The organism is Arthrobacter sp. Ms25, assembly GCF_059090365.1.
The window spans coordinates 54065-78606 of the sequence record NZ_JBNHFP010000005.1; the positions used below are offsets into that span (position 1 = coordinate 54065).

General features: G+C 65.6%; 26 protein-coding genes. 14 read left to right on the plus strand and 12 right to left on the minus strand.

Translation table 11 applies throughout. The annotated features are described in order from the left end of the window. Positions 1–142 precede the first annotated feature (142 nt). Positions 143–340 (plus strand): GNAT family N-acetyltransferase, encoded by a 198-nt coding sequence (locus tag AC5RT8_RS14815; RefSeq protein WP_494096480.1) that lies wholly within the window; start codon positions 143–145, stop codon positions 338–340. A 78-nt stretch (positions 341–418) separates the two neighbouring features. Here AC5RT8_RS14815 and AC5RT8_RS14820 read toward each other — a convergent pair whose 3' ends face one another. Continuing rightward, a complete protein-coding gene (locus tag AC5RT8_RS14820; RefSeq protein WP_494096481.1) occupies positions 419–1456 on the minus strand; it encodes a LacI family DNA-binding transcriptional regulator in 1038 nt (345 codons plus the stop codon). Positions 1457–1487: 31 nt separating this feature from the next. On the opposite strand from AC5RT8_RS14820, the gene AC5RT8_RS14825 reads away from it, so the two are divergent. Further along, the gene (locus AC5RT8_RS14825; protein ID WP_494096482.1) at positions 1488–2723 is read left to right on the plus strand and encodes an MFS transporter; all 1236 of its coding nucleotides are present in this window, start codon (positions 1488–1490) and stop codon (positions 2721–2723) included. Positions 2724–3320: 597 nt separating this feature from the next. Here AC5RT8_RS14825 and AC5RT8_RS14830 read toward each other — a convergent pair. Beyond that, entirely contained in the window at positions 3321–3773 is a 453-nt protein-coding gene (locus tag AC5RT8_RS14830) for a putative immunity protein (RefSeq protein WP_494096483.1), read from the minus strand. Positions 3774–3857: 84 nt separating this feature from the next. Between AC5RT8_RS14830 and AC5RT8_RS14835 the strand changes: the two genes are divergently transcribed. Continuing rightward, entirely contained in the window at positions 3858–5198 is a 1341-nt protein-coding gene (locus AC5RT8_RS14835) for an APC family permease (protein WP_494096484.1), read from the plus strand. A gap of 64 nt (positions 5199–5262) precedes the next feature. Here AC5RT8_RS14835 and AC5RT8_RS14840 read toward each other — a convergent pair whose 3' ends face one another. Then, entirely contained in the window at positions 5263–6294 is a 1032-nt protein-coding gene (locus tag AC5RT8_RS14840) for a hypothetical protein (RefSeq protein ID WP_494096485.1), read from the minus strand. Positions 6295–6561: 267 nt separating this feature from the next. Here AC5RT8_RS14840 and AC5RT8_RS14845 point away from each other — a divergent pair, with 267 nt between their 5' ends. Beyond that, on the plus strand, positions 6562–7104 hold the full coding sequence (locus tag AC5RT8_RS14845; RefSeq protein ID WP_494096486.1) for a GNAT family N-acetyltransferase: 543 nt from the start codon (positions 6562–6564) through the stop codon (positions 7102–7104). Positions 7105–7126: 22 nt separating this feature from the next. On the opposite strand, the gene AC5RT8_RS14850 is transcribed toward AC5RT8_RS14845, so the two are convergent. Further along, positions 7127–7681, minus strand: coding sequence for a TetR/AcrR family transcriptional regulator (locus AC5RT8_RS14850; protein ID WP_494096487.1), 555 nt, complete (start codon positions 7679–7681; stop codon positions 7127–7129). Between the two features lie 83 nt (positions 7682–7764). On the opposite strand from AC5RT8_RS14850, the gene AC5RT8_RS14855 reads away from it, so the two are divergent. Beyond that, positions 7765–8511, plus strand: coding sequence for an SDR family NAD(P)-dependent oxidoreductase (locus AC5RT8_RS14855; RefSeq protein WP_494096488.1), 747 nt, complete (start codon positions 7765–7767; stop codon positions 8509–8511). A 16-nt stretch (positions 8512–8527) separates the two neighbouring features. On the opposite strand, the gene AC5RT8_RS14860 is transcribed toward AC5RT8_RS14855, so the two are convergent. Further along, positions 8528–9037: a PaaI family thioesterase gene (locus AC5RT8_RS14860; RefSeq protein ID WP_494096489.1), complete on the minus strand. Its 510-nt coding sequence runs from the start codon at positions 9035–9037 to the stop codon at positions 8528–8530. 170 nt (positions 9038–9207) lie between these two features. On the opposite strand from AC5RT8_RS14860, the gene AC5RT8_RS14865 reads away from it, so the two are divergent. The 3 genes from AC5RT8_RS14865 to AC5RT8_RS14875 all read left to right on the plus strand — a co-directional run bounded on the left by AC5RT8_RS14865 (position 9208) and on the right by AC5RT8_RS14875 (position 11369). Further along, entirely contained in the window at positions 9208–9882 is a 675-nt protein-coding gene (locus AC5RT8_RS14865; RefSeq protein WP_494096490.1) for a hypothetical protein, read from the plus strand. A 73-nt stretch (positions 9883–9955) separates the two neighbouring features. Next, positions 9956–10813 carry an alpha/beta fold hydrolase gene (locus AC5RT8_RS14870; RefSeq protein ID WP_494096491.1) on the plus strand — a complete coding sequence of 286 codons (858 nt, stop codon included), beginning with the start codon at positions 9956–9958 and terminating at the stop codon, positions 10811–10813. Then, the gene (locus AC5RT8_RS14875) at positions 10806–11369 is read left to right on the plus strand and encodes a TetR/AcrR family transcriptional regulator (RefSeq protein WP_494096492.1); all 564 of its coding nucleotides are present in this window, start codon (positions 10806–10808) and stop codon (positions 11367–11369) included. The genes AC5RT8_RS14870 and AC5RT8_RS14875 overlap by 8 nt, the downstream gene beginning before the upstream one ends. A 16-nt stretch (positions 11370–11385) precedes the next feature. Here the strand turns inward: AC5RT8_RS14875 and AC5RT8_RS14880 are convergent, their stop codons facing one another. Then, positions 11386–11829 (minus strand): hypothetical protein, encoded by a 444-nt coding sequence (locus tag AC5RT8_RS14880; RefSeq protein WP_494096493.1) that lies wholly within the window; start codon positions 11827–11829, stop codon positions 11386–11388. A gap of 211 nt (positions 11830–12040) precedes the next feature. Beyond that, entirely contained in the window at positions 12041–12391 is a 351-nt protein-coding gene (locus tag AC5RT8_RS14885; protein ID WP_494096494.1) for an ArsR/SmtB family transcription factor, read from the minus strand. Positions 12392–12492: 101 nt separating this feature from the next. Between AC5RT8_RS14885 and arsB the strand changes: the two genes are divergently transcribed. From arsB to AC5RT8_RS14910, 5 genes are all read left to right on the plus strand, one after another. Then, complete coding sequence (arsB, locus tag AC5RT8_RS14890; RefSeq protein ID WP_494096495.1) at positions 12493–13602, plus strand: ACR3 family arsenite efflux transporter; 1110 nt, start codon at positions 12493–12495, stop codon at positions 13600–13602. Further along, positions 13599–14021 (plus strand): arsenate reductase ArsC, encoded by a 423-nt coding sequence (locus AC5RT8_RS14895; RefSeq protein WP_494096496.1) that lies wholly within the window; start codon positions 13599–13601, stop codon positions 14019–14021. The genes arsB and AC5RT8_RS14895 overlap by 4 nt, the downstream gene beginning before the upstream one ends. 22 nt (positions 14022–14043) lie before the next feature. Next, a complete protein-coding gene (locus AC5RT8_RS14900; protein ID WP_494096497.1) occupies positions 14044–15474 on the plus strand; it encodes an NAD(P)-binding domain-containing protein in 1431 nt (476 codons plus the stop codon). Positions 15475–15623: 149 nt separating this feature from the next. Further along, positions 15624–15965 carry a PadR family transcriptional regulator gene (locus tag AC5RT8_RS14905; RefSeq protein WP_494096498.1) on the plus strand — a complete coding sequence of 114 codons (342 nt, stop codon included), beginning with the start codon at positions 15624–15626 and terminating at the stop codon, positions 15963–15965. Continuing rightward, entirely contained in the window at positions 15962–16435 is a 474-nt protein-coding gene (locus tag AC5RT8_RS14910; RefSeq protein ID WP_494096499.1) for an HAAS signaling domain-containing protein, read from the plus strand. Before AC5RT8_RS14905 ends, AC5RT8_RS14910 begins: the two co-directional genes overlap by 4 nt. A gap of 165 nt (positions 16436–16600) precedes the next feature. On the opposite strand, the gene AC5RT8_RS14915 is transcribed toward AC5RT8_RS14910, so the two are convergent. Together AC5RT8_RS14915 and AC5RT8_RS14920 are read right to left on the minus strand one after the other, a co-directional pair. Continuing rightward, a complete protein-coding gene (locus AC5RT8_RS14915; RefSeq protein ID WP_494096500.1) occupies positions 16601–17530 on the minus strand; it encodes an acetamidase/formamidase family protein in 930 nt (309 codons plus the stop codon). A 175-nt stretch (positions 17531–17705) separates the two neighbouring features. Next, positions 17706–18506: a hypothetical protein gene (locus AC5RT8_RS14920; protein ID WP_494096501.1), complete on the minus strand. Its 801-nt coding sequence runs from the start codon at positions 18504–18506 to the stop codon at positions 17706–17708. Positions 18507–18764: 258 nt separating this feature from the next. Between AC5RT8_RS14920 and AC5RT8_RS14925 the strand changes: the two genes are divergently transcribed. Next, entirely contained in the window at positions 18765–19601 is an 837-nt protein-coding gene (locus AC5RT8_RS14925) for a PhzF family phenazine biosynthesis protein (protein ID WP_494096502.1), read from the plus strand. Between the two features lie 32 nt (positions 19602–19633). On the opposite strand, the gene AC5RT8_RS14930 is transcribed toward AC5RT8_RS14925, so the two are convergent. The 3 genes from AC5RT8_RS14930 to AC5RT8_RS14940 form a co-directional block, all read right to left on the minus strand. Continuing rightward, on the minus strand, positions 19634–21025 hold the full coding sequence (locus tag AC5RT8_RS14930) for an acetamidase/formamidase family protein (protein ID WP_494096503.1): 1392 nt from the start codon (positions 21023–21025) through the stop codon (positions 19634–19636). A 77-nt stretch (positions 21026–21102) separates the two neighbouring features. Beyond that, positions 21103–22797: an FAD-dependent oxidoreductase gene (locus tag AC5RT8_RS14935; RefSeq protein ID WP_494096504.1), complete on the minus strand. Its 1695-nt coding sequence runs from the start codon at positions 22795–22797 to the stop codon at positions 21103–21105. Positions 22798–22951: 154 nt separating this feature from the next. Further along, positions 22952–24421: an amino acid permease gene (locus AC5RT8_RS14940; RefSeq protein ID WP_494096505.1), complete on the minus strand. Its 1470-nt coding sequence runs from the start codon at positions 24419–24421 to the stop codon at positions 22952–22954. Between the last annotated feature and the right edge of the window lie 121 nt (positions 24422–24542).

The window sequence follows — 24542 nt, forward strand, 5'->3', positions numbered from 1 at the left end:
AAGCTGCTCGAGCATTTCCTCGTACGGGGCTCTTCCGCTTGCCTGTTTATTGTCCAGCATCCTGGGCTGGACGGCCACGGTCTCCGGTGTACGCCGGTGTTTCCCGTTCACCCCCTTCTGATCTGCTCGCTAGACTCGCCCGATGCACTCGCCTTCCACCGGCGTGGCCCTGACGACCGCCCGCCTAACCATTGAGCCGCTTTCGGAGCGCGACGCCGACGCCTTCACCGAGTACCGACGGGATCCGGATGTAGCCCGGTACCAGTCCTGGGACATCGACTACTCCACGACAGATGCCGAACAGCTGGTTGTCGGTCAGCGCGGCGGTGCGGTGGAGTGAGTTCCGCGGCCAGAGCCTGAACGTCGGGTCGGATTGCCCGCACTGTCCCCGCCCGCATCCAGGGTCCGCGAGGTCCGATTATCGGGTCGTTCGACCTCTAACTACCTTCCAGGCTTTCCACTCCGGCTCAACCAGCCCCAGAATTGCAGCGCGGGCAGTGCTAGCCCCCTGCTCGCGGAGATCCTGGTAGACGGACGTCAGCCCCTTGGCAGTCCCGGCAGCGGAAGCGTCCCAGCCGGTCAGGGCAAGCTGTCCGGGCACTGTGATCCCGAGCGTGTCCGCCGTTTCGAGTGCTCCGAGCGCCAGTTCATCACTCATGCTCAGGAGCAGATCAGGTGCTGACGGGCCATCCAGCAGTGCTTGTGCTGCGCGCGCCCCGTCGGCGAAGGAGTTGGCCGCGCAGAAGGCCACCGGAATGCCTTCCCAGTCGTGTCCGGCAGCGATGGCCGCCTCCCTGAAACCTTGAAGCCTGTTGCGGGTAACGGGAAAGGCGGAAGCATCAGGGTCGGGTCCGTAACCGACGGTCTCCACGCGTTCCCTGTTAGCGGGGAAGGAGATCACGGCAGGTTTCCGGCTCCCGCGCAGGCCCACCGCGGCTATTTCGCGGGCTGCAGCCCGGTCGTCAATAGCCACCAGCCCGAACCCTGCCCGTTCAGGTCCGGCATGGACGACCACCGGTTTGCCGGTCAGGCTGAGTGCCTCGAGCACCGGGTCTTCGTCGGTGGTTGTCCAGACAACGAACCCGTCGACCGCTGCGGCGCGGATTCCCTGGCTGTCATCTTCCGATCCGTTGGTGGGCAGGATGGTCATGGCCAGGCGGTGTGCGGCGCAGACATCGGCGATGCCGGCGAGGAAGCGGGCAGCCTCGGGATCCTCGAAGGCATAGGGGAGGGTCTCTCCCAGTACGACGCCGAGGGCGCCGCTGGTTCCCTTGCGCAGGGACCGGGCGCTGGGGTCCGGTCCGGCGTACCCAAGCGCGTCGGCCGCCTCGAGAACCTTGCGGCGTGACTTCTCCGAGACGCGGGTTGGCTTGCTGTATGTGTACGACGCCGTCATCACTGAGACGCCCGCTGCTGCGGCGACGTCGGTGAGGGTCACCCTGTTTGGCACTGGCATATCCCCAGTCTATCTGTGTATCGTTATACATATGGGAACCATCTCAGTTGCGACGAGGCTAAAAGGTTCAAGTGCCTCGTACACCGCATTCGCTGCATTTGGCGTGTTCTGGGGGACGTGGGGAGCGAGCATCCCCAGCATCCGGGACCAGAGCGGGCTCTCGGACGGACAGCTGGGGACGGCTCTGTTGTTCATTGGCACAGGCGCCCTGCCCGCCATGCTCCTCACCGGCCGTCTCCTCGACAGGTACGGCATCCGGACAACTTCGGCCGCTGTTTTGGTCCTCATGGCGGCCGCGGGACTGCTGGTGGCAATGACCGCCGGGGGTATGACGAGCCTCAGCCTGGGCCTTCTGCTGGTGGGTGCTTCCAGCGGAGCGGTCGACGTCGCGATCAACGCCGGAGCGGGCTCTGCAGAGAAAGAGCTCGGGAGGCCGGTCATCACCCGCTCCCATGGAATGTTTTCGACCTTTGTCGTCCTCTCGAGCCTGCTCACCGGTCTGATGAACCGGCTTGAGGCCGCGCCCGCCGTCCGCTTCGGGCTGGTTGCAGTCATCATGGGCTGTGCGGCCGGATACCTGTTGCGCGCCCTTCCCGCCCGTTCCCGCACGAGCCAAAAGACGCCGTCGATCGCCGCAGAACAAGTGGCTGGAAAAGGGGTATCCGCCCCGCGGGCCGCCTTCGCCCTTCAGTCGGTACTGCTGGTGGGTTTCCTGGCAGCGCTCGCACTCGCGGTGGAAAATGCTCATCAGAGCTGGGCTGCAGTGTTTTTCGAGGACGTCCTGAACACGGGCTCCGGCCTTAGCGCCACCGCTCCCGCCATGTTCGCCGCTGTGGCCGCGGTGACCCGGTTCAGCACCGGAAACCTGAAACCCTCCAGTGCAACCCGCGTTGTGGCGGCGGGGGCAGCTGCTGCAGCCCTGGGCACGGGAATCCTGGCCGGTTCCGCAAACATCGCCATGGCCCTGGCCGGACTCGCCGTGGCCGCGGCCGGCACGTCTGTCCTGTATCCGGCCCTGATGGGTGTGGTCACCCGCACCGCCAGTGAAGCCACACGGGGCAGGGCGACGTCGATGCTCGCCACAGTCTCCTATGTCGGGTTCCTGCTCGGCCCGGTTTACGTGGGGCTCTGGTCGGAAGCGGCCGGGCTGCGCAGTGCGATGCTCGCTGTGGCTGCCCTCGGCGTGCTGCTCCTTGTCCTTGCGCCCGCCTTGCTTCGCCGTTCCAGCACGAATACGGCGCTTAGAGGGCCGTGGGTGAGTGGCTAGCGGTCTCTGGGATAGACAGCGGACACTCGCCGGTGCCACGGAGAATATGCTTATCGCTGGATGGCCCACTTAGGAAAGTAATTCCCGTCGGACCTAACCTCGTATACTTCCACGGCTCCGGATCCGCCCTGGGCCTGCAACGCCAATGAGCGTACTGAAACGTCGAAGGTTCCGTATTCGTTGGGTGAGGCCGCATACGTGAGATCAGCGTTGTAGTTATTGGCCTTTTGGATGATTTCAATCGCTTGTTCAGGAGTGGAGATATTCAGATCAGGTGCTTCTGCCATGAACCGTGGAGGCGCTTCCGGCGAAGTAGCATCCGTTGGTGTTGGTGACGGAGCTTCAGCGGGCTCCTGCCGTGGCAGGTCCGTCGCACTTGGAGTCGGGGCAGGCTTGGGTGCGTGAGTCCGGGTCGGGGTTGGTCCTGCAGATTGGTGGCGGGTTTCCGCGGAAGTTGCCGAGGGAGAACTCTGTGCCGTCGGCTCCCCGTCACCGCATCCAGTCAGAAGTGCAGCCGTGGCCAGAAGGCCCAGCGCGACCGTTGACAGCTTATACACAGAGCTGCTGAGTGTTGGTTTCATGCGCCCCCCGATGCGATTAGGAAGTAAGCTTACCGACCCGTCTTTTCCCGTCAAACTGGCGCCGAGGAGGTGGTTGGGTGATTCCCTTTCCTACTTGTCGTAAAAGACAGACCAGCAGATGCTGTTCCGGCGGTTTTGGTCGTCGAGGACAAGGGGGCGTAGGTGGACGGGAACCTGCCGACGCTGCCGCGAACCGGGACGCACCCAGCAAGGGACGCGCCGCCGCCATTGCGTGTCCTCCGAGTGTGCGGGTGGCCATCATCTTTGCTTCGCCGCGCGCCCAGGCCCGCGCCGCTTCGATCGCTGCACGAGGCCGATCGTCGTCGGGGTTGGATAGCTCGAACAGCTCCAGAGCACGCTCGGCGCAGGTGGCGGCCCACAACGCCAGGAGTTGATGATCGGCATCGGTCAGGAGTCCGCCGCGCCGGATGGAGACGAGACGGGGATCGCGGACAGCCGGAAGAATCATAAGAAGTTTTTACTCCTACCCGGCTCAGGCAGGTAGTTTCGCCCAAGTATTGCGCAGGGACGGCAAACGGAATCCAATAGCCCAATGACAAAGGATCCCGGCACGACCACGTCAAAATCCCAGACCGGGCTGAAGCGGGCCATCGGTGCGCTGCTGTTGTACGGGTTTATCGTGGGGGACACCCTCGGTGCCGGCATTTACACGCTGGTGGGCACCATGGCCGAGGACGTCGGCGGCGCGATATGGCTGCCCCTGCTGATCGCCCTGGTCGTCGCGCTGCTCACCGCGGCGACCTATGCGGAACTGATCACCAAGTATCCGCACGCCGGAGGAGCCGCCCGCTACGCCGACCGCGCATTCGGTATCCCCTATGTGTCATTCCTCGTCGGCTTCCTGATGATGGCTTCGGGAATCACCACAGCCGCTGCCCTCGCGAACGCCTTCGCCGGCGATTACCTGACAGCGCTCTTCGATGTGCCGGCCGCCCCTGCAGCAGTCGCCTTCATCATCGTGCTGACCCTGATCAACCTGCGCGGCGTCAAGGAGTCCCTCGCTGCGAACCTGATCGCTTCCGTCATCGAGGTATCCGGCCTCGTCATCGTCATTGTCGTGTGCGCCATTGTTTTCGCCTCCGGCAACGGGGAACCGGCGCGGCTCCTGGAATTCGCGCCGGACGTACCGCCCCTCCAGGGCGCCTTCGCCGCATCGATCGTCGCGTTTTTCTCGTTCCTCGGCTTCGAGGCGGCAGCGAACATGGCCGAGGAAGTGCGCAATCCGTCCAAGGCTTACCCGCGCGCACTCTTCGGCGCTATCTGCACCGCCGGGCTGGTGTATCTCCTCATCGCCATCGGCGCGGTCATCGTGATGGACCCGACCGAGCTGGCCGAGTCCACCGGACCTCTGCTGGCCGTGGTCGCCGCCAGCGGCGTTGCAGTCCCGCCCGGGCTGTTCAGCATTATTGCCCTGATCGCCATTGCAAACGGGGCACTGCTGTTCATGGTCATGGCCAGCCGTGTCGGCTACGGATTGGCAGAAGCGGAACTGCTCCCGCGTGCCTTCAGCCGCGTCCTGCCGGGCCGCCGCACGCCGTGGGTCTCCATTGTTGTGGTGGCCGGTCTAACGATCGTCCTGACGCTTACCGGAAATGTCGCCTCATTGGCCGAAACCACCGTGCTGCTCCTGCTGCTGGTGTTCCTGTCCGCCAACGTCAGCGTCCTCGTCCTTAAAAAGGACAAGGTTGACCATGACCACTTCTCCGCGCCCCGGTTCATGCCGGTCCTCGCGATCATCGCGAGCATTGCACTGCTTACCCAGCAGAGCGCGGCCATTTGGCTGAGTTCGGCTGTCTACATAGCGATCGGATCCCTGTTGTTCCTCGCCGCCCGGGCACAGCGCAAACACGAGGACCGCGTGAACGCCGGGTGACCCTGGGCAAGCCCACTGCTGGGGGTCCAAGGGGGCCGGAAAGGTGTTTCCTGCCGGCGCTCCCTTATCCGCGCGGTGACCGCTCGGACTGGAACTGTTGGAGAACTTCGTTTACCTCTGCCGGGTAGTTTTCGCGGGGCGGCCAAGAGTTGGGAACGGCAAGTGTGATGAGCTGCGACTGCTTTGGATAGCTGTCATGCCCGTGGAGCGCGAGCTGCATAAGCCGGTCAGCGTATCCGTTCACTTTCGGCGACTGGTACCAGGTAAAGGCGGCGTAGCCCGGCTGCACTGCGAGTGGATCGAAGCCCCAACGTTCACTTCGCGACTGCGCCTCTTGAGTCACGGTCAGGTCAGCTGTGGCTGCCCGCATTCTGGCGCGACGCAAGACCACGAAGAGGACACCTAAACCGAGGAAAAACAGCATTGGCAACAGGGTCGCTGGCGTAGCTGCATCAGGGTTGATGGCTTCGCAGTCGGCTTCGCTGAATAGGAAATTCCCGGGGTCCTCAAGGTTGGCGAGGCACTGCTCGTAGGTCAACCCACCATCAGCTTGGTTGGGCTGCATGTTCGTCGCGAAGCTCTGGAGCATGAAGCTGACCGCATACAGCGCCGCGACAACAAAACTCAAGATAGCCGCGATTCTCCAGCCGGTCTGCTTCAGGCGGGCAGGATGTTTCAAGAATCGATGTTTTTCGTCGTCGGAAATTTCAGCTTGCGCTCGTCCGATGACTCGTGCCCAGGTTGAAAGCCACTCGGCATCCCGATTGCGAAGGAGCTGGGCGAGGCTAACGGCCCGCTCCCGCCAGGCTACGAACGCGGTCCCGTCCGGTGTTTGACTCCACATGGCGAAGTGATGCAGTTTGTCCTGCTCGTTCCTCGCGCGTTGAAGCTCAACCTGTTCTTCGGCGGCGCGCGCGGTGCGGGCCGCCTGGAATGCCGCGGCCGCTTGGAATCCTGCACCAACCCAGGCGCCGGTTGCAGCGCTTTGCGCTGCTTGTGTTGTTGCGGCGCTGCTTCGGGCTGCCGAAGCTGCCGAGTCGGCTGTGCTCTTTGTGTGGCGTTCGATGTTGTTAATAGAATCCCTGAATTTGCTCATAGCTGTCTCGTATCCTGTTGCGATATACAGTGGCAGTCGCCTTAGCCGAAATAAGATTTAGATACCGCCGCTGGCGAAGCGGCTGGCGGGAGTTGCATCTGCCTGGAAAAAGCGCATATCGCTCGTCTGAGAACCGATCCTACTGGAATATGCGCCTGCTAAAGAATGTGCACGATCGTCAGCATTCGGTGGCCGCTAACCGAAGTATTAGGGCCGGAAGAATGCAGTTGCGCTGAGATAAACAAAGCGTTGGGATACTCTCTTGCGATGGCAACGCTTATCGCTCCCGACCGAAAACACCACGCTTCGTGGCTTGCAGCCGCCGCCGAATTCGATGGTGTGCACAGGGACGGCAGCGGTGGCGAGGACTGGACGCTGGAAGAACTCCGGGACCCGAACGCATTTGGGCGCTTCGTAGATGAACTCGTTGCCGCAGCCCTTCCCGATACTCCTACGAAGCCCGGCTATGTGCCGTGCACTTATCTGTGGATTGTCGAAGGCGACACCGTAATTGGATCTCTGGCGATCAGGCACATATTGAACGACTTCCTTTTCAACGAAGGCGGGCATATCGGGTACAGCGTGCGGCCCACCGCCAGGCGCCGCGGCCACGCCGGCCGTGCCTTGAAAGACGCCCTCCCAATCGCCCGCCAGCTGGGGATTCCTCGGGTCCTCGTCACCTGCGATGAGGACAACGCCGCTTCCCGGGCCACTATCGAAAAGAACGGCGGCAGCTACGAAGATAGCCGCAACGCCAAACGCCGGTACTGGATCGACGCCGGGACGCCAAGCTGCCGGACCGACGTCTAGCGGTGCAGCCTCCGGGCCTGAGTCAGGTCTGCAGCATCCGCTCGACGGCGGTGACAACCGCCTGCCGGCGCGCGGCAAGCTCCGCATCCTTGTCCGGATTCCCCGCAAGACTGGTCAGCCCCTCCGGTGAGAGCTGCCAGGCCTGCGCGACGGCGTAGATGAAGACCAGAAGGTCGACGGCGGACAGCGGGCGTGCGGCCGCCGTCGCGACGGCGAGGGTCTTGTCCCGGTAGATCCCGCTTGGCTCTGCAGTGGCTTCCGGGCGCTCGAGCTGGGCCCACATGCTCAGGCGGAGGACCTCCGGGAAGCGCTGATGATGGTCGAAGACGTCTCCGGCCCAGCCTGCCAGGTCCTTGGGACGCGGCGGGACGTTCTGTGCCATGCGGCGCAGCGCGTCCGCAACGGTCGCATCGAACAGGCCGCTCTTGCTGCCGTAATAGGCATAGATCATGCGCACGTTGCTCTGCGCCTGGGTGGCGATCCGCTCCACGCGGCCGCCGGCGAATCCGTGGGCCGCAAATTCTGCGGTCGCCGCGGCAAGTATCCGCCCCCTCGTCGCCTCAGCATCGCGTGCCATGCGTTTCCTCTCGGTAGGTATTGACGGGCCTGCGCCCGGACATTAGCTTATCGGTAAGTATTCATTTACTTATAGGAGACGCCATGACCCGCATTGCCCTCGTGACCGGAACCAACCGCGGACTGGGACGAGCCACCGCGCTCGCCTTGGGCCGGAACAAGATCAACATCGTCGCCGCGTCCCGGGACGGTGCGACCGACATCGTGGACGAAATCCGCGACTCGGGCGGCGAAGCCATCCCGGTCGCGCTGGATGTTGCCGACCTGGCGTCGATCGAGGCGGCACGCGTTGCCGTGCTCGAAGGCATTGGCCAGGCATGGGACGCCGACGCTATCGATGTCATGGTCAACAACGCCGGGGTGGGACTGTTCGCACCGCTGGGTGCCATCACCGCAGAAGACTTCGAGACCACGTTTGCCGTCAACGTCCGCGGCCCGCTATTCGTCCTACAGGCTTTCCTGCCCCACCTGGCGGAGGGAGCAAGCATCGTGAACGTCTCGAGTTCGCTCAGCCGGCATGTCAGCCCGGCGACCTCCGTCTACGCCGCCTCGAAGAAGGCCATCGAGGCGCTCAGCCGCAGCCTCGCCGTCGAACTGGGCCCGCGCGGCATCCGGATCAACTCGATCGCGCCCGGGCCCACCGCAACCGACTTCAACGGCGGGGCCATGCGCGACAGCGAGGACATGCGCACGTCTCTGTCCGCGCAAACCGCGCTCGGACGGGTGGGTGAACCGGAGGACATTGCCGACGCGATCACCGCCCTGGTGTCACCCGAGTTCCATTGGGCAACGGGGGAACGCATCGAGGTCTCCGGCGGTGTGCTGATGTAACCAGCGGGCCGCTCAGCTACCCCGCGGCTCCGGGCCCAACTACTAGGCAGGTGCTTGACGCGGTAGCAAGAACCCGGCCGGCGGCGTCGCGCAGGTCCGCTTCCACAAACGCAGCGTTGCGCCCGGCCTTGGTCACCCATCCGTGGGCGGTGACGGTGCCCGTGTCCACGGTGGCGGGCCGCAGGAAGGACACCTTGAGTTCGAGGCTGGTGTAGCCGACACCGGCCGGCAACGTCGAGTGCACGGCGCAGCCGCAGACCGAGTCCAGGACGGTGGCGAAAAAGCCGCCGTGGACGGAGCCGATCGGGTTGTAGTGCGATTCGTCAGGTTCCGCGGTCATCACGACGTCGCCCTCGGTCACGCTGACGAGCTGCAGCCCGACGTGGCTGCTGATCGGCGGGCCGGAAACTTCGCCGGCGGCCATGGCCTGCAGATGCTCCAGTCCGGTCCGTGAGAACACGCGTGTGAGGTCGTGCTCCGCGGGGGAGTACTCGAGGGTCTTTGAACGCATTTCAGAGTCGGGCATCGCATCTCCGTAAGCTGCTGGCCAGTAAGGGAATCCCTTGAAACTGTAATGCAGGTCACTGAGTCGTGTGTCCGCCGGGAGCAGGGACAGCGTCGGTACGGCAGGGTCAACCCGGACAGTTGCCGTGCACGCTTCGGTCGGGACTCATTCCCCGTACCTACGATTGGAGCGTGAGTGTCGCCGAAGAAAAGAAACAAAAGCAGACGAAGGACCAGCGATACCTGCTGATGTCCCGCGCAGGCATGATTGTCCTGGTGCTGGCGATGTTCGGCTGGTTCGCCAACGGCGTGCTGCCGGAAGCCGCACTGTTTCTGGGCATCGGTGCGGTCTATGCGGTCCTCGTGTGGCGGATCGCTTCCCAGTCAGTCAGGGCCTTCAATGTGATGCTCTCGTCACTGCTGGTGAATTTCTGGACGCTGATCCCCATGGACAACCACCATGTCCTGGGTGTTCCTGCTGCCGGTCCCTGGTTCCTGGGATTCCTGATCGGCAGTATGGCAGGGGGATATCTCTGGCTGGGGCCGCGCAACGGAGCGCCGTTTGCTCCCAAGCACAAGCGGAAGCCCGACAGCGAGGGTAATTACCCGGGCGGAAAGCGGCTGGGGCTGATCAATGCTGCCTGCGCCACGGTGTTGCTCGGAATCGGCACAGCCCAGCATCCTGATCGGCGGACGGTACTGGAGCGGGAACCGGTTTGGCGCTCCCCGTCCGCCGTTCAACTCGCAGTACAAACGACGTCGACGGAAGAAGCGCGGCGGGCGAACCTCCGCCACATCGAGGCAGCCAGTTCGTCCGCGACCCTGACGTTCCTGGCCAGCCCCGCGGCGCTGACGACGGTGCTGTGACTAAAGCTAACCTATTGTGCTTTTTGGCTAATACTGTTAGCTTTAGCTCATCACCGAGTGCCTGGAGGGCATCATGACTGAGTATCTGAGCATTGGAAGCAACCGCCTCGCCTACGACCTCACAGGGGACGGGCCCCTCGTGGTCCTCGCGCATGGCATGGGCGACAGCCGCCGCTCGTACCGCTTCGTGGTGCCGGCGCTGGTCGCCGCCGGCTACCGGGTGGCGAACCTGGATATCCGCGGCTGCGGCGAATCGAGCACCGGCTGGGCCGGCTACAGCCGCACCGATATTGCCGGGGACCTCGTCGCGCTGGTTCAGCACCTCGGCGGCCCCGCCGTCGTCGTGGGCCAGTCGATCAGCGGCGGCGCCGCGACCATCGCCGCAGCCGATGCGCCCGGCCTGATTGCCGGCGTCGTCGAAATTGCGCCCTTCACGCGCAAGCAGTCCATGGACTTCGGCGGCATGGTCCGCGTCAAGCGCTACCGGGCCGCCTCCCTGCAGTTGCTGTTGACCATGCTCCGCGGAAGCATCGCCCATTGGCTGCAGTACCTGGACATCGCCATCCCCGTAAAGCCCGCCGACTGGGCGGAGGAACGCGCGCAGATCGCGGCAGCGCTGCAGGACCCGGCGCGCATGTCGGTCCTGCAGGCGATGATGAAGACCACGCCCGCCGACGCCGGAGCCCGGCTGGCCGACGTCGGCAGTCCCGTCCTGGTGATCCAGGGCAGCGCTGACCCGGACTGGGCGGATCCCCGCGCGGAGGGCGAGCGGATCCTCGCCGGCCTTCCCGCCGGGCGGGGCGCCCTTGCCGTGATCGACGGCGCCGGCCACTACCCGCACGCCCAGACGCCGGACGAACTTGTTGCGTTGACGCTGCCGTTCCTCGCCCGCGTCCTCGGCGCCGCGGAAAGCCGGGCCGACCATGCCTAGGGCGGGACTGACGACGCCGGCCGTCATCGAGCGGGCGGGGCAGATGCTCGACGACGGCGGCAGCCTGAATCTCGCCGCAGTGGCAGAGAGCTTCGGTGTCCGCGTTCCCTCGCTCTACAAGCACGTGGATGGCATGCCGGGGCTTCAGCGCGGGGTAACCCTGCAGGCAAAGCGCTCCCTTACCCAGGCCATTGCGCAGGCCGCGATCGGGCGCTCGCGGGACGACGCGGTCAGGAGTATCGCCGATGCCTACCGTGCGTGGGCACTGGCGCACCGCGGCCAGTACCCGTTGGCAATGCTGCCCGTGGACAGCCGCGACCCGAAGGAAGCAGAGGTGGCGGAGTCATTCCTGACGGTCATGTCCGGCGTCCTGGCGGGCTACCGGCTGGCCGACGACGACGCTATTGACGCCATCCGTTTCCTCCGAGCGGCGCTTCACGGCTTCGTGTCCCTGGAAACCGGCGGCAGCTACGCGCTGCCCCAGGACCTGGACCGCAGCTTTCAGCGCGTGGTGGAAAGCATCACTACGGCGCTGGACGGGTGGGAGCGGACCTGAGGGGGCGTGCCGGCCCTCATTTCACCTCGGTGAATTCTGTGCCCAAAGGTTCAGACAACGCGGACAGGTCCGCGGGTTCGGACTCTGCGGACCCGACCCCGACCTCCGAGTAGTCCACGACAAACCAGTTCTCGCCTTCGGCAAAGTACACGGACCCCTCGGATGCCGCCGTGTCGGCCAGCAGTGTGAAGGTGTCGTCCCGTGCCTCCGGGGTGTCAAAGAAAAAGATTTCCACGGTTTGCGTGCACTTCACGGATTCGGCCGGAATCTGTCCGTTGCTGCCCATGACATCGGTAGGCGGAGGCGGATCCTCGCGGCAGTCGAGCTGCCCGGACACCGCCTGCCGGGCTTCTTCCAGGGAGCCGTACGAGGGCAATTCGGCGGACGGCTTGTCCGCAGTGCAGGCCGTGCACGCTCCGAGGAGAAGCGCCCCCACGGCAATCCGGTTTTTCAGCGTCATTGCATCCCCCCATGTGGTTTCCTGCAGCTGGGGCACCCAGCGGCAGCGGTGCATCCACTGTGTTGCTTCGCTCCGAGTATGCGTGCAGTCTGCGGCGGTATCAACGCTGCGGGCGGATTCTTTTCACGGGGATTACGCGGGTTCGAAGTGGCGGTCGGGAATTGGTGGTCCCAGCGCGCAACCTCTCGCGAGTCCGAGCGCTCGGCGGCCCCTATCGGGGTGAGAGGACCGCGGCAGCCCGTTCCAGCGCGCCCGGAACGATGGAGTAGTAAGCCCAGACGCCCCGCTTTTCGCGGTGCAGGATACCGGCATCCACCAGGATCTTCAGGTGGTGGGAAACGGTGGGCTGGCCCAATCCCACGGGTTCCGTGAGGTCGCAGACACAGGCTTCCTGGTTGTCCTGGGCCGCGATCAGGGAGACCAGACGCAGACGGGTCGGCTCTGCCACGGCTTTGAGCAGCTGCGCGAAGCGCTGGGCGTCCTCGGCACTGAGCGGCTCGGAGGTGAGCGGGGTGCAGCAGGCGTCGGCAGCCGGAACGGGAACGGTCGGTGCAGTGGTCACCTCCCCATTATGCACAGATTGACAGGTATCGATATATGTAGTGATACTCGATATCGAAGAACATCGATCTTCGTCAATATCCGTCCCGCCCAGGAGCCACGTTGAGCACGTCCACCGCACCACTGCAGACCGCCTCGGTCACCGCCCGGCTCTCGACGCTGGACCGGTTCCTCCCGGTCTGGATCGTCGCCGCCATGGCCGCCGGTTTGCTGCTGGGCCGTTTCGTGCCCGGTATCGGACCCGCGCTGGACTCAGTGAAGGTCGCCAATGTGTCGCTGCCCATCGCCGTCGGCCTGCTGGTGATGATGTACCCGGTGCTGGCCAAGGTCCGTTACGACGAAACGCGCCGGGTCGTCGCGGACCGGAAGCTGATGGTCACGTCACTGATCCTGAACTGGGTGGCTGCACCGGCGCTTATGTTCGCGCTGGCGTGGATCTTCCTGCCGGATCTACCCGAATACCGCACCGGGCTGATCATCGTTGGCCTTGCCCGGTGCATCGCCATGGTGATGGTCTGGAATGACTTGGCGTGCGGGGACCGCGAGGCGGCCGCCGTCCTGGTAGCGATCAACTCCGTGTTCCAGGTCCTTGCCTTCGGCACCCTCGGCTGGTTCTACCTGCAGGTCCTGCCCGGTTGGCTCGGACTGGAAACCACCAGCGCCGACTTCTCCTTTTGGGCCATCACCGCAAGTGTTGTGGCTTTCCTGGGCATCCCGCTGCTGGCCGGCTTCCTCACCCGTACCCTCGGCGAACGCGCCCGGGGACGGGACTGGTACGAGACCGCGTTTCTGCCGAAGCTGGGGCCTTGGGCCTTGTACGGACTGTTGTTCACCATAGTGCTGCTGTTCGCCCTGCAGGGGGATGAAATCACTTCGAATCCGCTCGACGTCGCCCGGATCGCGCTTCCATTGCTGGTGTACTTCATGGTGGTGTTTGGGGCCGGAATGCTGCTGGGCAAGTTCCTGGACCTGGGTTACGCCCGCACTGCCACGCTGGCCTTTACCGCCGCAGGGAACAACTTCGAACTGGCTATCGCCGTGGCGGTCGGCACTTACGGTGTGACCTCAGGGCAGGCCCTGGCCGGCGTCGTCGGACCGCTGATTGAAGTTCCCGCCCTGGTCGCCCTCGTCTACGTTGCCCTCCGGGTGCAGAAGAAATACTGGCCCGCCGCGGCCCCCGTCCCCACCGCTACAGGAAAGGCAACGTCATGACCGCCAGCACCGAAACCGCCAAGCCCTCCGTTCTCTTCGTCTGTGTGCACAACGCCGGACGGTCGCAGATGGCCGCCGCCTACCTCCGCGCCCTCAGGGAGGGGCGGATCGACGTCCGTTCCGCCGGCTCCGCGCCGGCCGACACGGTCAACCCCGCAGCCGTCGCCGCCATGGCAGAGGACGGCATCGACATGTCTGCCGAGCTGCCCAAGGTCCTCACCACCGAGGCTGTGCAGGAGTCCGACGTCGTCATCACCATGGGCTGCGGTGACGCCTGCCCGATCTTCCCCGGTAAACGCTACGAAGACTGGAAACTCGAGGATCCCGCCGGGCAGGGTGTCTCCGGCGTCCGGCCCATCCGCGATGAGATCAAGGTGCGGATCACCGCGCTGGTCGACGACCTGCTTTCCGTTGAGTAACCCACGCATGAAGGTCGCACCCATGTCGGAGAATTCCTCCCTTCCTGTCGCCGTGATCGGTGCCGGTCCCGTTGGTTTGGCCGCCGCCGCAGAACTGCTCGAACGCGGTCTGGCCCCGATCATCTTCGAAGCCGGCGGAACACCGGCCGCCGCCGTCGAAGCCTGGAGCCACATCCGGCTGTTCTCGCCATGGCGGTACGACGTCGACGCCGCCGCCCGCCGGCTGCTCGCCGCCACCGGATGGAAGGAACCGGACGCCGAAACCCTGCCTACCGGCGCCGAACTGCGGGAGCAGTATCTGCAGCCGCTGGCAGCCGTTCCGGCGATGGCCGCGGCACTGCACACCTCCACCCGGGTTCTTGCAGTCAGCCGGGAGGGTCTGGATAAGACCCGGACCGGGGGCCGGGACACAGCCCCATTCCTGATCCGGACCGAAGATGCCCGCGGAGCGGTCACCGATTACCGGGTCCGGGCTGTCATCGATGCCTCCGGAACTTGGAAAACCCCAAATCCGCTGGGGTTCGCCGGACTGCCTGCCGTGGGCGAAGCCGAGGCCGTCCGTGCCGGGCTCATCACTGGACCCCTGCCCGACGTCACCGTCCGCGACCGCGCCCGGTTCGCGGGCCGGCACGTCCTGGTGGTCGGTGCGGGGCACTCGGCGGCAAACACCCTGCTGGCCCTGGGCGAACTAGCAGCGGAGGAACCCGACACCCGGATCAGCTGGGCCATCCGCGGAGCCTCTGCCGCAGGCATCTACGGCGGCGGGGAGCTGGACGGTCTGCCCGCCCGAGGTGCGCTGGGCAGTAAGCTGCGGAACCTGGTCGAAAAGCGCCGGATCGAACTCCACACCTCTTTCACCATCACCGGCTTCAAAACCGCTGACAACCTGGCTGTCATCGCCACCACGCCCGCCGGCGAGCAGCAGTTGGACGTGGACCTGCTGGTGCCGGCCACAGGGTTCCGCCCGGACTTGGACATGCTGCGCGAGATCCGGCTTGACCTCGATCCCGCCGTGGAGGCGCCGCGGGAGCTCGGTCCGCTGATCGACCCTGAATTCCACAGCTGCGGCACCGTGGCACCGCACGGCGCCCGCATGCTGTCCCATCCGGAAAGGGACTTTTACATCGTGGGCATGAAATCCTACGGCCGGGCCCCCACGTTCCTGATGGCCACGGGCTACGAGCAGGTACGCTCCATCGCCGCGGCATTGGCCGGGGACGAGCAGGCCGCCGACGACGTTCAGCTGGTCCTGCCCGAAACCGGAGTCTGCTCCAGTGACCTCGCCGGCAGCTGCGATACGCCGGTCGCTGACGCGTCCGCGGAGTCCGGCTCCTGCGGCGGGATGGCACAGGAAGCTGACCCGTCGTCGTCGTGCTGCAACGTACCGAAACCGGCATTCCTGGGTATCCCCACCGGTCTGGCCCACGGCCGTTCCGCGGAACAAGGGAACTGAAAACGCCCTGTCGGCCGTCCTGCGACCGCTCCCGGAGGACAGCGGCTACAGCTCGTTGAATGTGAAGCCGAGGTGACCCGGTGGGTCATTCGAGACGGTGCGTCCCCGAGGGGTTGCTTGCAGTGCAAGATACTGGTAGCGTGCAGTGCATGACACCAACCGTCGAGTCGATCCTGACTCAACTTCGCAAGGGCGCCGTGGAGTATTGCGTGCTCGCCTGCCTGCGCTCCGGACCCGCGTACGGACTGGAGATTGCCGAACGCCTCGGAGAACGGGAAGTCCTGTTCGGCAGCGGGGGCACTCTCTATCCGCTGCTTTCACGGCTACGGCAGCAGGGGTGGGTCACCACCACGCTTGAACCGTCGCCGGTCGGTCCGCCCCGCCGCTATTACCACCTCACGGATGCGGGTGAGAGTGCCCTGGAGGTCTTCACCCAGACCTGGCAACCGTTCGCCGCGGACGTCACCACCATGATCAAGGAGACCTCATGAACACCACTGAACCGATGCCGGCACTGCTGGAGGCATACTTCGCGGACCTGGACCGCGCACTGATCGGCGCCGATCCGCGTGAGCACGCAGAAACAGTCCAGGGGATGCGCGAGTATGCTGCCGAGACGCTCACCCGGGACGGCGCCTCGGAGCAGACCGCGGAACGCATTATCGCCGAATTCGGACCGGTAGAGCAGATCGCCGCTGCTGCCACCCCCGCGCCCGCTCCTGCACCCGCTGCAGCGCCGGCGCGTCCCTGGGCCGACATCTGGCTGCTGGTGGGCTCCATCGTGGGCCTGGTGTACTTCCTCTTCCCGATGATCTCGGTTGCGATGCTTGTCTGGGCGCTCGTGCGGCTAAGGCGCCATGTGGGCAGCCGGCCCCTGCAGAAGGGTGCCCTGTGGGTGTCTGCCGTGGCGGTCTTCGGCGCGGCCTTCTTCTTCTCCATCCGTCTGGCCAGCTTCTGGTGATGTGGGCTGACGTTGGGGCGGGGTCGGGTTTGGCCGGGCTCAGCGCCTGATGCCGTCAAGGCACGGCAAATGGTAGGAACCAAGGAGGAACTCTGGTGCTGAACGACGTGGCGGAGCCCGTTCCCGGCCCCGGCGAGGTGGTCCTTGACGAGCCTCCGGCGTCGGTCAACGGTTCATCATTGAGAGCGGGAGGTAGGCACTGACGATCCAATTGGGGGCATCAACAACTTCACTGATCTTCAAGTCCACAATGACCGAGGAGAGCACGTACGCCTCCTGGGGTTCGATGCCGTAGGTGAAGCACATGTGCTCGATCATGTGCCTCAACGCCTCCCTGGCGGCCTCGTGAAGATCGGGCCCCACTCCGGTGGTGGCGTAATACCCCCGGTCCTCGATTCCGGGCCGGAGCGGTCCCGAGGTTTGGAACTGCGGTGAGGGGATGGAACGTCCCTTGTGCAGGGTTATTTTCAACGCTCCGCTCATGGGCGCCTCGATGGCTGTGACACAGACTTCGCCGTCCCCTTGGGCGGCGTGCGGATCCCCGAACATCAGCCTGGCTCCGGCGACGCTGACCGGAAGGAAGATCCTGGTGCCAACCACCAGGTCACGGATGTCCATGTTGCCGCCGAAATTTCCCGGAGGCATCACGGGGAGGGGTTCTGCCGTTGCGGGGGTGCAGGCCATCACGCCCAGGAAGGGCCGCACGGGAACGGTCGCTACGTCCAAAAATGCTGTGGTGGGTCCGGTGGAAAGATCCCACTTGTAGACGAAGGGTTCGGAGAAGTCCTCCGGCAGGAGACCGGCGCCGGGACGGCTGGCGGTAAACCCCCAGCCCAGCGGGGTGAACTCCAGCGGTTCGATTTCCAGTAAGTCGCCGGGCTCCGCGCCGTGCACCATCACCGGCCCCCGCAGCGGATAACTCCGGGCAGGATCGCTGGCCGGGACCGGAGCCCCGTTTTGATAGTCCTCCAGTTGCCCGTCGCCCGCATCCCTGACGTCAAAACTGATGGTGTCGCCGCTGCTGATCACCAGCACGGGCTCATGCTGCGGAGTCCACAGACGGTTGTAGATGTCAGGTACTTCATGGTGTGCCATGGGCATCTCTTTCGCGGAGCTGGATCGGTTGGCTGAGGCTGGGCTTAGCCGGGGATTGCTTCAAGCAGCGTACGGCTCCAGCTCCCAGGAACCAGTTCTGTGACTTCTACGCCGGGCAGGAAGACTCCGCGGAGTGAAGGGCCCGTGACACCGCCCGCGGCCGAAACCCAGCCGGCTACTTGATCCCGAAGTCGAAACCGCCTTGGCGGTGCCCAAACCGCTCCCGCAGGAAGTTGCCCGAGGTGGTTAGTTCCGCCGAGGTCCGGCGGTGGCGGCCGGAGTGCAGCGTCTCGGCCTGCCCCGCAAGGAGCTGCAGCTGTTCGGCCAGCTCCTGATTGGGGGTCCTTCCACTGGCCTGCTTGGTCTCGAGCATGCGGGGCGGAACGGCCAGATAGCTGCGGAGGACACCGGGCAGGTAGTCGCGTACGGTGGCGGAAAGTTCATACTCAAACTGGGGGTCGCCCAGCGGCTGGCGTGCTTCGGCGTCAATCACGGCGTCCAGCGTCTGGCAGGTTTCCAGGACGGAGACATATGCCTCCGAGGGCAGCCGGTTCTTGTTCTGCCGGGCGAGGGAGGCCGACCATGCCAGCGCCTGCGACAGATCCTGCGTGGACGGGCTGGCCTGCTCCCCTTCCGGGGACACTGAGGAAGGCTCCGGGCCCGACGCCGGACCCTGGGGCATGCGCTGCCAGCCGCGGACCCTGGGGTGCAGCCACAGGTCGCGCAGCATGTAGGACCGCATGCCGGAGACGGCTATGACCCCGAAAATGATAAAGGCGGCAAGCAGGAACAGGGTGCTGCTCACGGGGAGAATGGCGGCGGCCGCCAGGACAAGGGCAACGTACGCGCCGCCCTCGAGGATCACTTTCGCGTTCTTCCTGCGGACCCCGATCATCAGCACCAGCAGCGGCAGGAACGGGAAAAAGAAAACCGCGACAGTGACCTTGAAGATGTTCCCCAACGTAAGACGAGACATCGTTATCCTCTCAACGTGAATGGTCGCAGCGCAGCCGCTGTTGCCTGGGCCAAGCCGGATGGGGGCCATTTGCACCCGTGCAGGCAAAGCCGTCCGTACCTATCCAACCCGATGGAAATCGACTCTATTCCAGCGTACAACTTCCCCTGTTCGCAGCGCAGTGCCCGGGATCACGGGCTAATCCCGGGGACTGCCGGCGACTGCTGCAGCCGGCTCACGGACGCGCAGCCGCCGGGAGGACCTTGTTAGTGTGGCGCCATGAAAGTGCGTCCCTACCGTGAAGTCGATGTGTTCTCTCCTGAGCCGTACCGGGGCAACCCGCTGGCGGTGGTTCACGATGCCGACGGCCTGAGTGTAGAGGAGATGCAGCGGTTCGCCACCTGGACCAACCTGTCGGAGACAACGTTCCTCCTGCCCCCGACCACCCCCGAGGCCGACTACCGGGTGAGGATCTTCTCCGCCAAGGAGGAACTGCCATTCGCCGGCCATCCGACGCTGGGGTCGGCGAAAGCGTGGCTGGATGCCGGCGGATTGCCGAAGACCGGCGGAAGCCTCATCCAGGAGTGCGGAGCCGGGCTGGTCCCGGTTCACGTAGCGGGGGACCAGCTGGCCTTTGAGGCTCCGCCCCTCATCCGCTACGAGCCGGTGAACGAGGACCTTACCGCCCGGATAGCGGGAATCCTGGGCATCGAGCGGGAGGACATTCTTGCCGCCTCCTGGCTGGTGAACGGTCCCCGGTGGATCGGGGTCCGGCTCGCCTCGGCGCGGGACGTGCTGGCCCTGCGGCCCGACCCGGGAAAAGCCGGCGACCTGGAAATCGGTGTGGTGGGACCGCACGAACCGGCAGCGGAAACCCGGTTCGAGGTGCGGGCCTTCGTTGGCGGAGACCCGGTCTGGGAAGACGCCGTGACCGGCAGCCTGAACGCGGGGCTGGCCCGCTGGCTGCTCGACACCGACCAGGCAACGGCGCCCTACACGGCGTCCCAGGGCACGGTCCTGGGACGCCGGGGCCGGGTGCAGATCACTCTCCGCGACGGGAACATCTGGGTCGGGGGACAGGTGACCGGCTGCATCGAGGGGACGGTGCGGCTGTAAGGCGCAACGCGGCGGCGGTCCTTGGAAAGGTACTAGCCGAAGTCCGCCTTCCGGATCAGCCCGTGCACGCCCACGGTCCGGTCCACCACCTGGGAGAGGGCGAAGTCCGCAGCGGCGGACAGATAGGCATACGCCACGGCCCGGTCCATGCCCTTCTCCTGCTCGAGGAAGTCCAGGGCGTTGACCACGGCACGGCGCATCGCGACGTTCAGGTCGCTGTTCACTCCGCCGCCGGCCAGCCCGTCGGGATCGGACAAGCCGATGGGGATCCAGGCGTCGGCGGTTTCAGCGAACGGATACCGGTGCGCCAGGTCCGGCGCGTCTCCGGACCCGGGCTTGCACACGGTCAGCCGGAACGTGCCGCGCAGCGAACCCTCCATCGCGGTCAGGGCCACCTCACCGTCGCCCATCCCCATGTGCGGGTCGCCTACGTAGAACAACGCACCCTCGGCCTTCACCGGCAGATAGAGCGTGGACCCCGGGCCCAGATGCCGGATGTCGATGTTGCCGCCGCCGAGGGTGGGCGGCACCGAGTTTGCTTCCGGGTCGGTGAGGCCGCTGGTCTCGGCGAAGGCCACGCCCATCATGCCCATGAACGGGCGCAGCGGGAAACGGACGGTCAGGTCTCCGCTGCTCATTACGCCCTTGCCGTCCTCGACCGCGGTGAAGACCGAGACGTTCCGGTAGTCCGTGGGTATCCCGGAGGACCGGTTGTCCGTCTCCGCCGGCGGCATGACCTCCTCCAGTGTGATGCCCTCCGGTGCGGCCGGTCCCTGCTGCAGTGCGAGCGCGCCCTTACCGTGCCGGCTGGAGACGACGCCGTAGGGCACCCGGGGCACGGCGGCAAGGGTTTCGATCTTGAGTACGTCGCCGGGCTCCGCGCCCTCCACCGCCACGGGGCCGGTGACCACGTGCGGGCCGTCGGCGTCGAAGTTGCGCGGGGTGCGGCTGTAATTGGCGGCAATGTCGACGGCGTCCTGCAGCACCCCGTCCTCGTCGACCCCGTGCCCGGCGAAGAAGGACACCGGATCCCGCCCCTGGTCCTCCATGATCCCCTCATGCGAGAGGGCGTCGATGGTGATGGTCTGGCCGGACTTCATCCGCGCCGTCGGCGTCGCATGCACTGTCGGGACGTACCCCCAGAGCACGTCTTCCGGGCTGGAGACCAGGTAGTGGTCGCCGGGGATGTCCCCAGTGTGCGGCTGCAGGATGTGCCCGGCGCCGGGTGAGCCGGGGGTGCCGGGTGAGCCGGGGGTACCGGGTGAGCCGGTGCCGGTGGCGGCCACCGGGGCGTCCCCCGGGGCCGCACTGCAGCCGGTGGTGAGGGCCAGGGCGCCGATCCCTGCGGCGGCCCCCAGGAACCCGCGGCGGCCCAGCGCCTTGGTCAGTACCTCGGCGGCGTCGCGCCCGGTTGCTTTGTTCATCGTGTCCTCCTGTAGCTCGTGCCAACAAGCTAGCGAGGCGGAGTTTCGGTCCTGTTTCCGGTCGATGAACGGGGCGGTCAGCTGCTCCTGCCGGCGAGAGAGCCGGTGGACCGGGCAAGGGGACTTGCCGGGTCGCTCAGGGCACGGTGCACGGACGCGACGGCGCTGGAGCCTTCGCCGACCGCCGCCGCGACGCGCTTCATGGAGCCGTGGCGCACGTCGCCCGCCGCAAAAACCCGTGGGGTGGAGGTTTCAAAGGGCATCGGTTCGCGGCCGAGCGGCTGCCATTGATCCAGGGACTGGATGGCGATGTCGGTTCCGGTGCGGATGAAGCCCGCAGTGTCCCTGTCCAGCGTGGGCAGCCAGGCACTGGCAGGATCGGCGCCGATGAAGCAGAACAGCCCGCGGGCAGGCACGGGCCCGGCGGTGTCGATGCGGACCGACTCCAGGGCACTGCCGCCGTCCAAGCCGATGATGTTCGACTCGGTATGGATGGAAATCCGGGAATCCTCCCGCAGGCGGTCCACCAGGTAGGAGGACATCCGCGCACCCACGTCGGTTCCCCGGACCACCAGATGGACCGGGCAGCCGTGGGATGAGAGATAGAGGGCAGCTTGGCCGGCTGAGTTCGCTCCGCCCACAACCACCACGGGGTGCCCGGCAACCTGGCGCGCCTCAAGGCTCGTAGCGGCGTAATAGATGCCGCGCCCCTCGAAGTCCGCCCAGCCTTGGACGCCGAGACTTCGGTAGGCGGCACCGGAGGTAATCAATGCGGTGCGTGTGTGGAGGATGGCGCCGTCACCCAGCGTGAGCTTCAGGCCGTCATGGAGGGGTTCGAGAGACACAGCATCGCAGGGTGCCCAGATCCTGACCCCGAACTTAATCGCCTGCAGTGTCGCCTGGCGGATGAGGTCTCCGCCGGCAACGCCAAAGGGGAACCCCAGGAAGTTCTCGATGCGGGAGGTCGACGCCGCCTGGCCGCCCGGCGCGACGGCGTCGAGCACCACCGTGCTCAGCCCTTCGGACGCCGCGTAGATGGCGGCGGCGAGCCCGGCAGGTCCGCCGCCGACCACCAGCAGGTCCGTCGCGCCCTCATGGTGTGGCTGGTAACTCAACCCGAGGCGCTCGGCGATAGCCCCCGGCGTCGCACGCGTTAACAGCTTGCCCTGGATGAGCGCTGCCGGCAGATCACCGGCTTCGATGCCGTGGCCATCGAGGACGCCCATGTCGTTCGGCGGGACGACGAAGACGGTATGGATCAAATCCAGCCGCTCGGCGAAGCGTCGAAGAGCCAGCAATTCACTGGATGCTTCCGTGCCGATGAACTTCAGGGTCATGGCCGCTGGTCCTCGGCGAAGCGATTCGCGCCGTTCCCACAGGGTGTGCAGAACAATGCCGCCGAGATCGTCGTCCTGGTTCATGACGAGCCGCAGGTCCTCGCGGGCCAGCCGCCGGATGCGCCCGGACTCCTTCACCCGCGCCGACAGGAGCGCCGCCTGCCCGTTGAGCAGTCCGAGTTCACCGGCAAACGAGCGCGGCCCCGAGGTGCTGAGCACGGTTTCTTCATCCCACCACAACGGGTCCCGCACCATCTCAACCGATCCTGACTCCACGAGGATCATCGGATAGTTCAAATCCCCTGCACGAAAGACATAGTCGCCGGCGGTGACATCCGTAGGCGCGGCCAGAGAAAGGAGTCTTTCCCATTGCGGGTCCGAAAGGCCGGGCATATCGCTGGGTGGCTGGGCGGGGTGCTCGCTGACATCCGTCATGGTGTTCCTTCCGCAGGGAGGGTGCTCATCCGGCAAGTGGGTGGCAACGCGGAGCGGGGTGGATCGAGGATGCAGCGAGATTACCCGATTGAGTGCGCGAACGGGTGGTTTGACGGGAAGGTCGCCCGGCTCCGTCCATTCCAACCCCGGGAGGTTACCGGCCGGCGTCGCGCGCTTCCGCGAGTTCCAGGACCCGGTCGCGGCAGAGCCGCCAGCCGAGCATCAGTGCGGGGATGATGACCGCCAGGGAGGCCACGGTCCAGGTGCCGACCGGGGAGTCGAACGCCATGAGGACCAGCACGGCAAACAGGAACGCGAGGGTGATCCAACCGGTGACGGGCGCGCCGGGCATCCGGAAGGACGGGCGCGCCAGCTCGCCGCGCTTCGCCCGCTTGGCCAGCTCCATCTGGCACAGCACGATCACCGCCCAGGTGCTGATGATGCCCAGGGAGGCGACGTTCAGGACGATCTCGAAGGCCTGGGCCGGGACGACCGCGTTGAGCACGACGCCGAGCAGGGCCACGGCCGCGGTCAGGGCGATGCCGCCGTAGGGAACGCCGGCCTTGTTCATCCGTGAAGCGAACTTCGGGGCCGAGCCTGCCACGGACATGGAGCGCATGATCCGGCCCGTGGAGTACAGGCCGGCATTGAGCGAGGACAGGGCGGCCGTGAGGACCACCAGGTTCATGATGGCGTCTACGCCGCCCACGCCGATGGAGCCGAAGAACGTCACGAACGGGCTTTCCCCGGCATGGTAGGAGCTGTAGGGCAGCAGCAGCGAAAGCAGCACGAGGGTGCCGACGTAGAACACCGCGATGCGCACGATCACGGTATTGATGGCCTTGGGCATGATCTTTTCCGGGTGCTCCGTTTCGCCGGCGGCGGTGCCGATCAGCTCGATCGAGGCGTAGGCGAACAACACGCCCTGCATCACGACGACGGCGGGCAGCAGGCCGATGGGGAAGATGCCGCCGTTGTCCGAGATCAGGCTGAAGCCGACCTGCTGGCCGTCCACCGGGGTGCCGAAGATAACAAAGCAGATGCCCACGATCAGGAAGGACACCAGGGCCACGACCTTGATCAGTGCGAACCAGAACTCGAGTTCCCCGAAGACCTTGACGCTGATGAGGTTCAGGCCCAGCACCAGGACCAGGGCGGCCAGGGCCCAGGTCCACTGCGGGACCTCCGCGATCGGCGGCCAGTACTTCCGGAAGAAGTTCATATAGAGGGCGACGGCGGTGATGTCCACGATCGCGGTCATGGCCCAGTTCAGCCAGTACATCCAGCCGGTGACGAAGGCTGCCTTTTCGCCGAAGAACTCGCGGGCGTAGGAGACGAAGGAGCCGGACGAGGGCCGGTGCATCACCAGTTCGCCCAGGGCCCGGAGGATCATGAAGGCGAAGAAACCGCAGACGGCGTAGCTGATGACCAGCGACGGTCCGGCCGTGGCCAGCCGGCCGCCGGCACCCATGAACAGACCGGTGCCGATGGCGCCGCCGATGGCGATCATCTGGACCTGCCGGGGCTTCAGTCCCTTGTGGTAGCCCTCCTCCTCGTGGTGGAAGGAGGGTTCGGGGGCGTGCGCCGGAACCGTCGAGCCGGGGCTGGCGGCTTGCTGTGTCACGAATTGTTGTCCTTTGCTGACTCAGCTTGGCAAAGTGCCGCGGGCTGATGGGTCCGGCGTAGACCTTGGCATAAGACGTCTCCCAGCGTCAAAATGGCCGGGCACAGCACCGGGCAGCTGC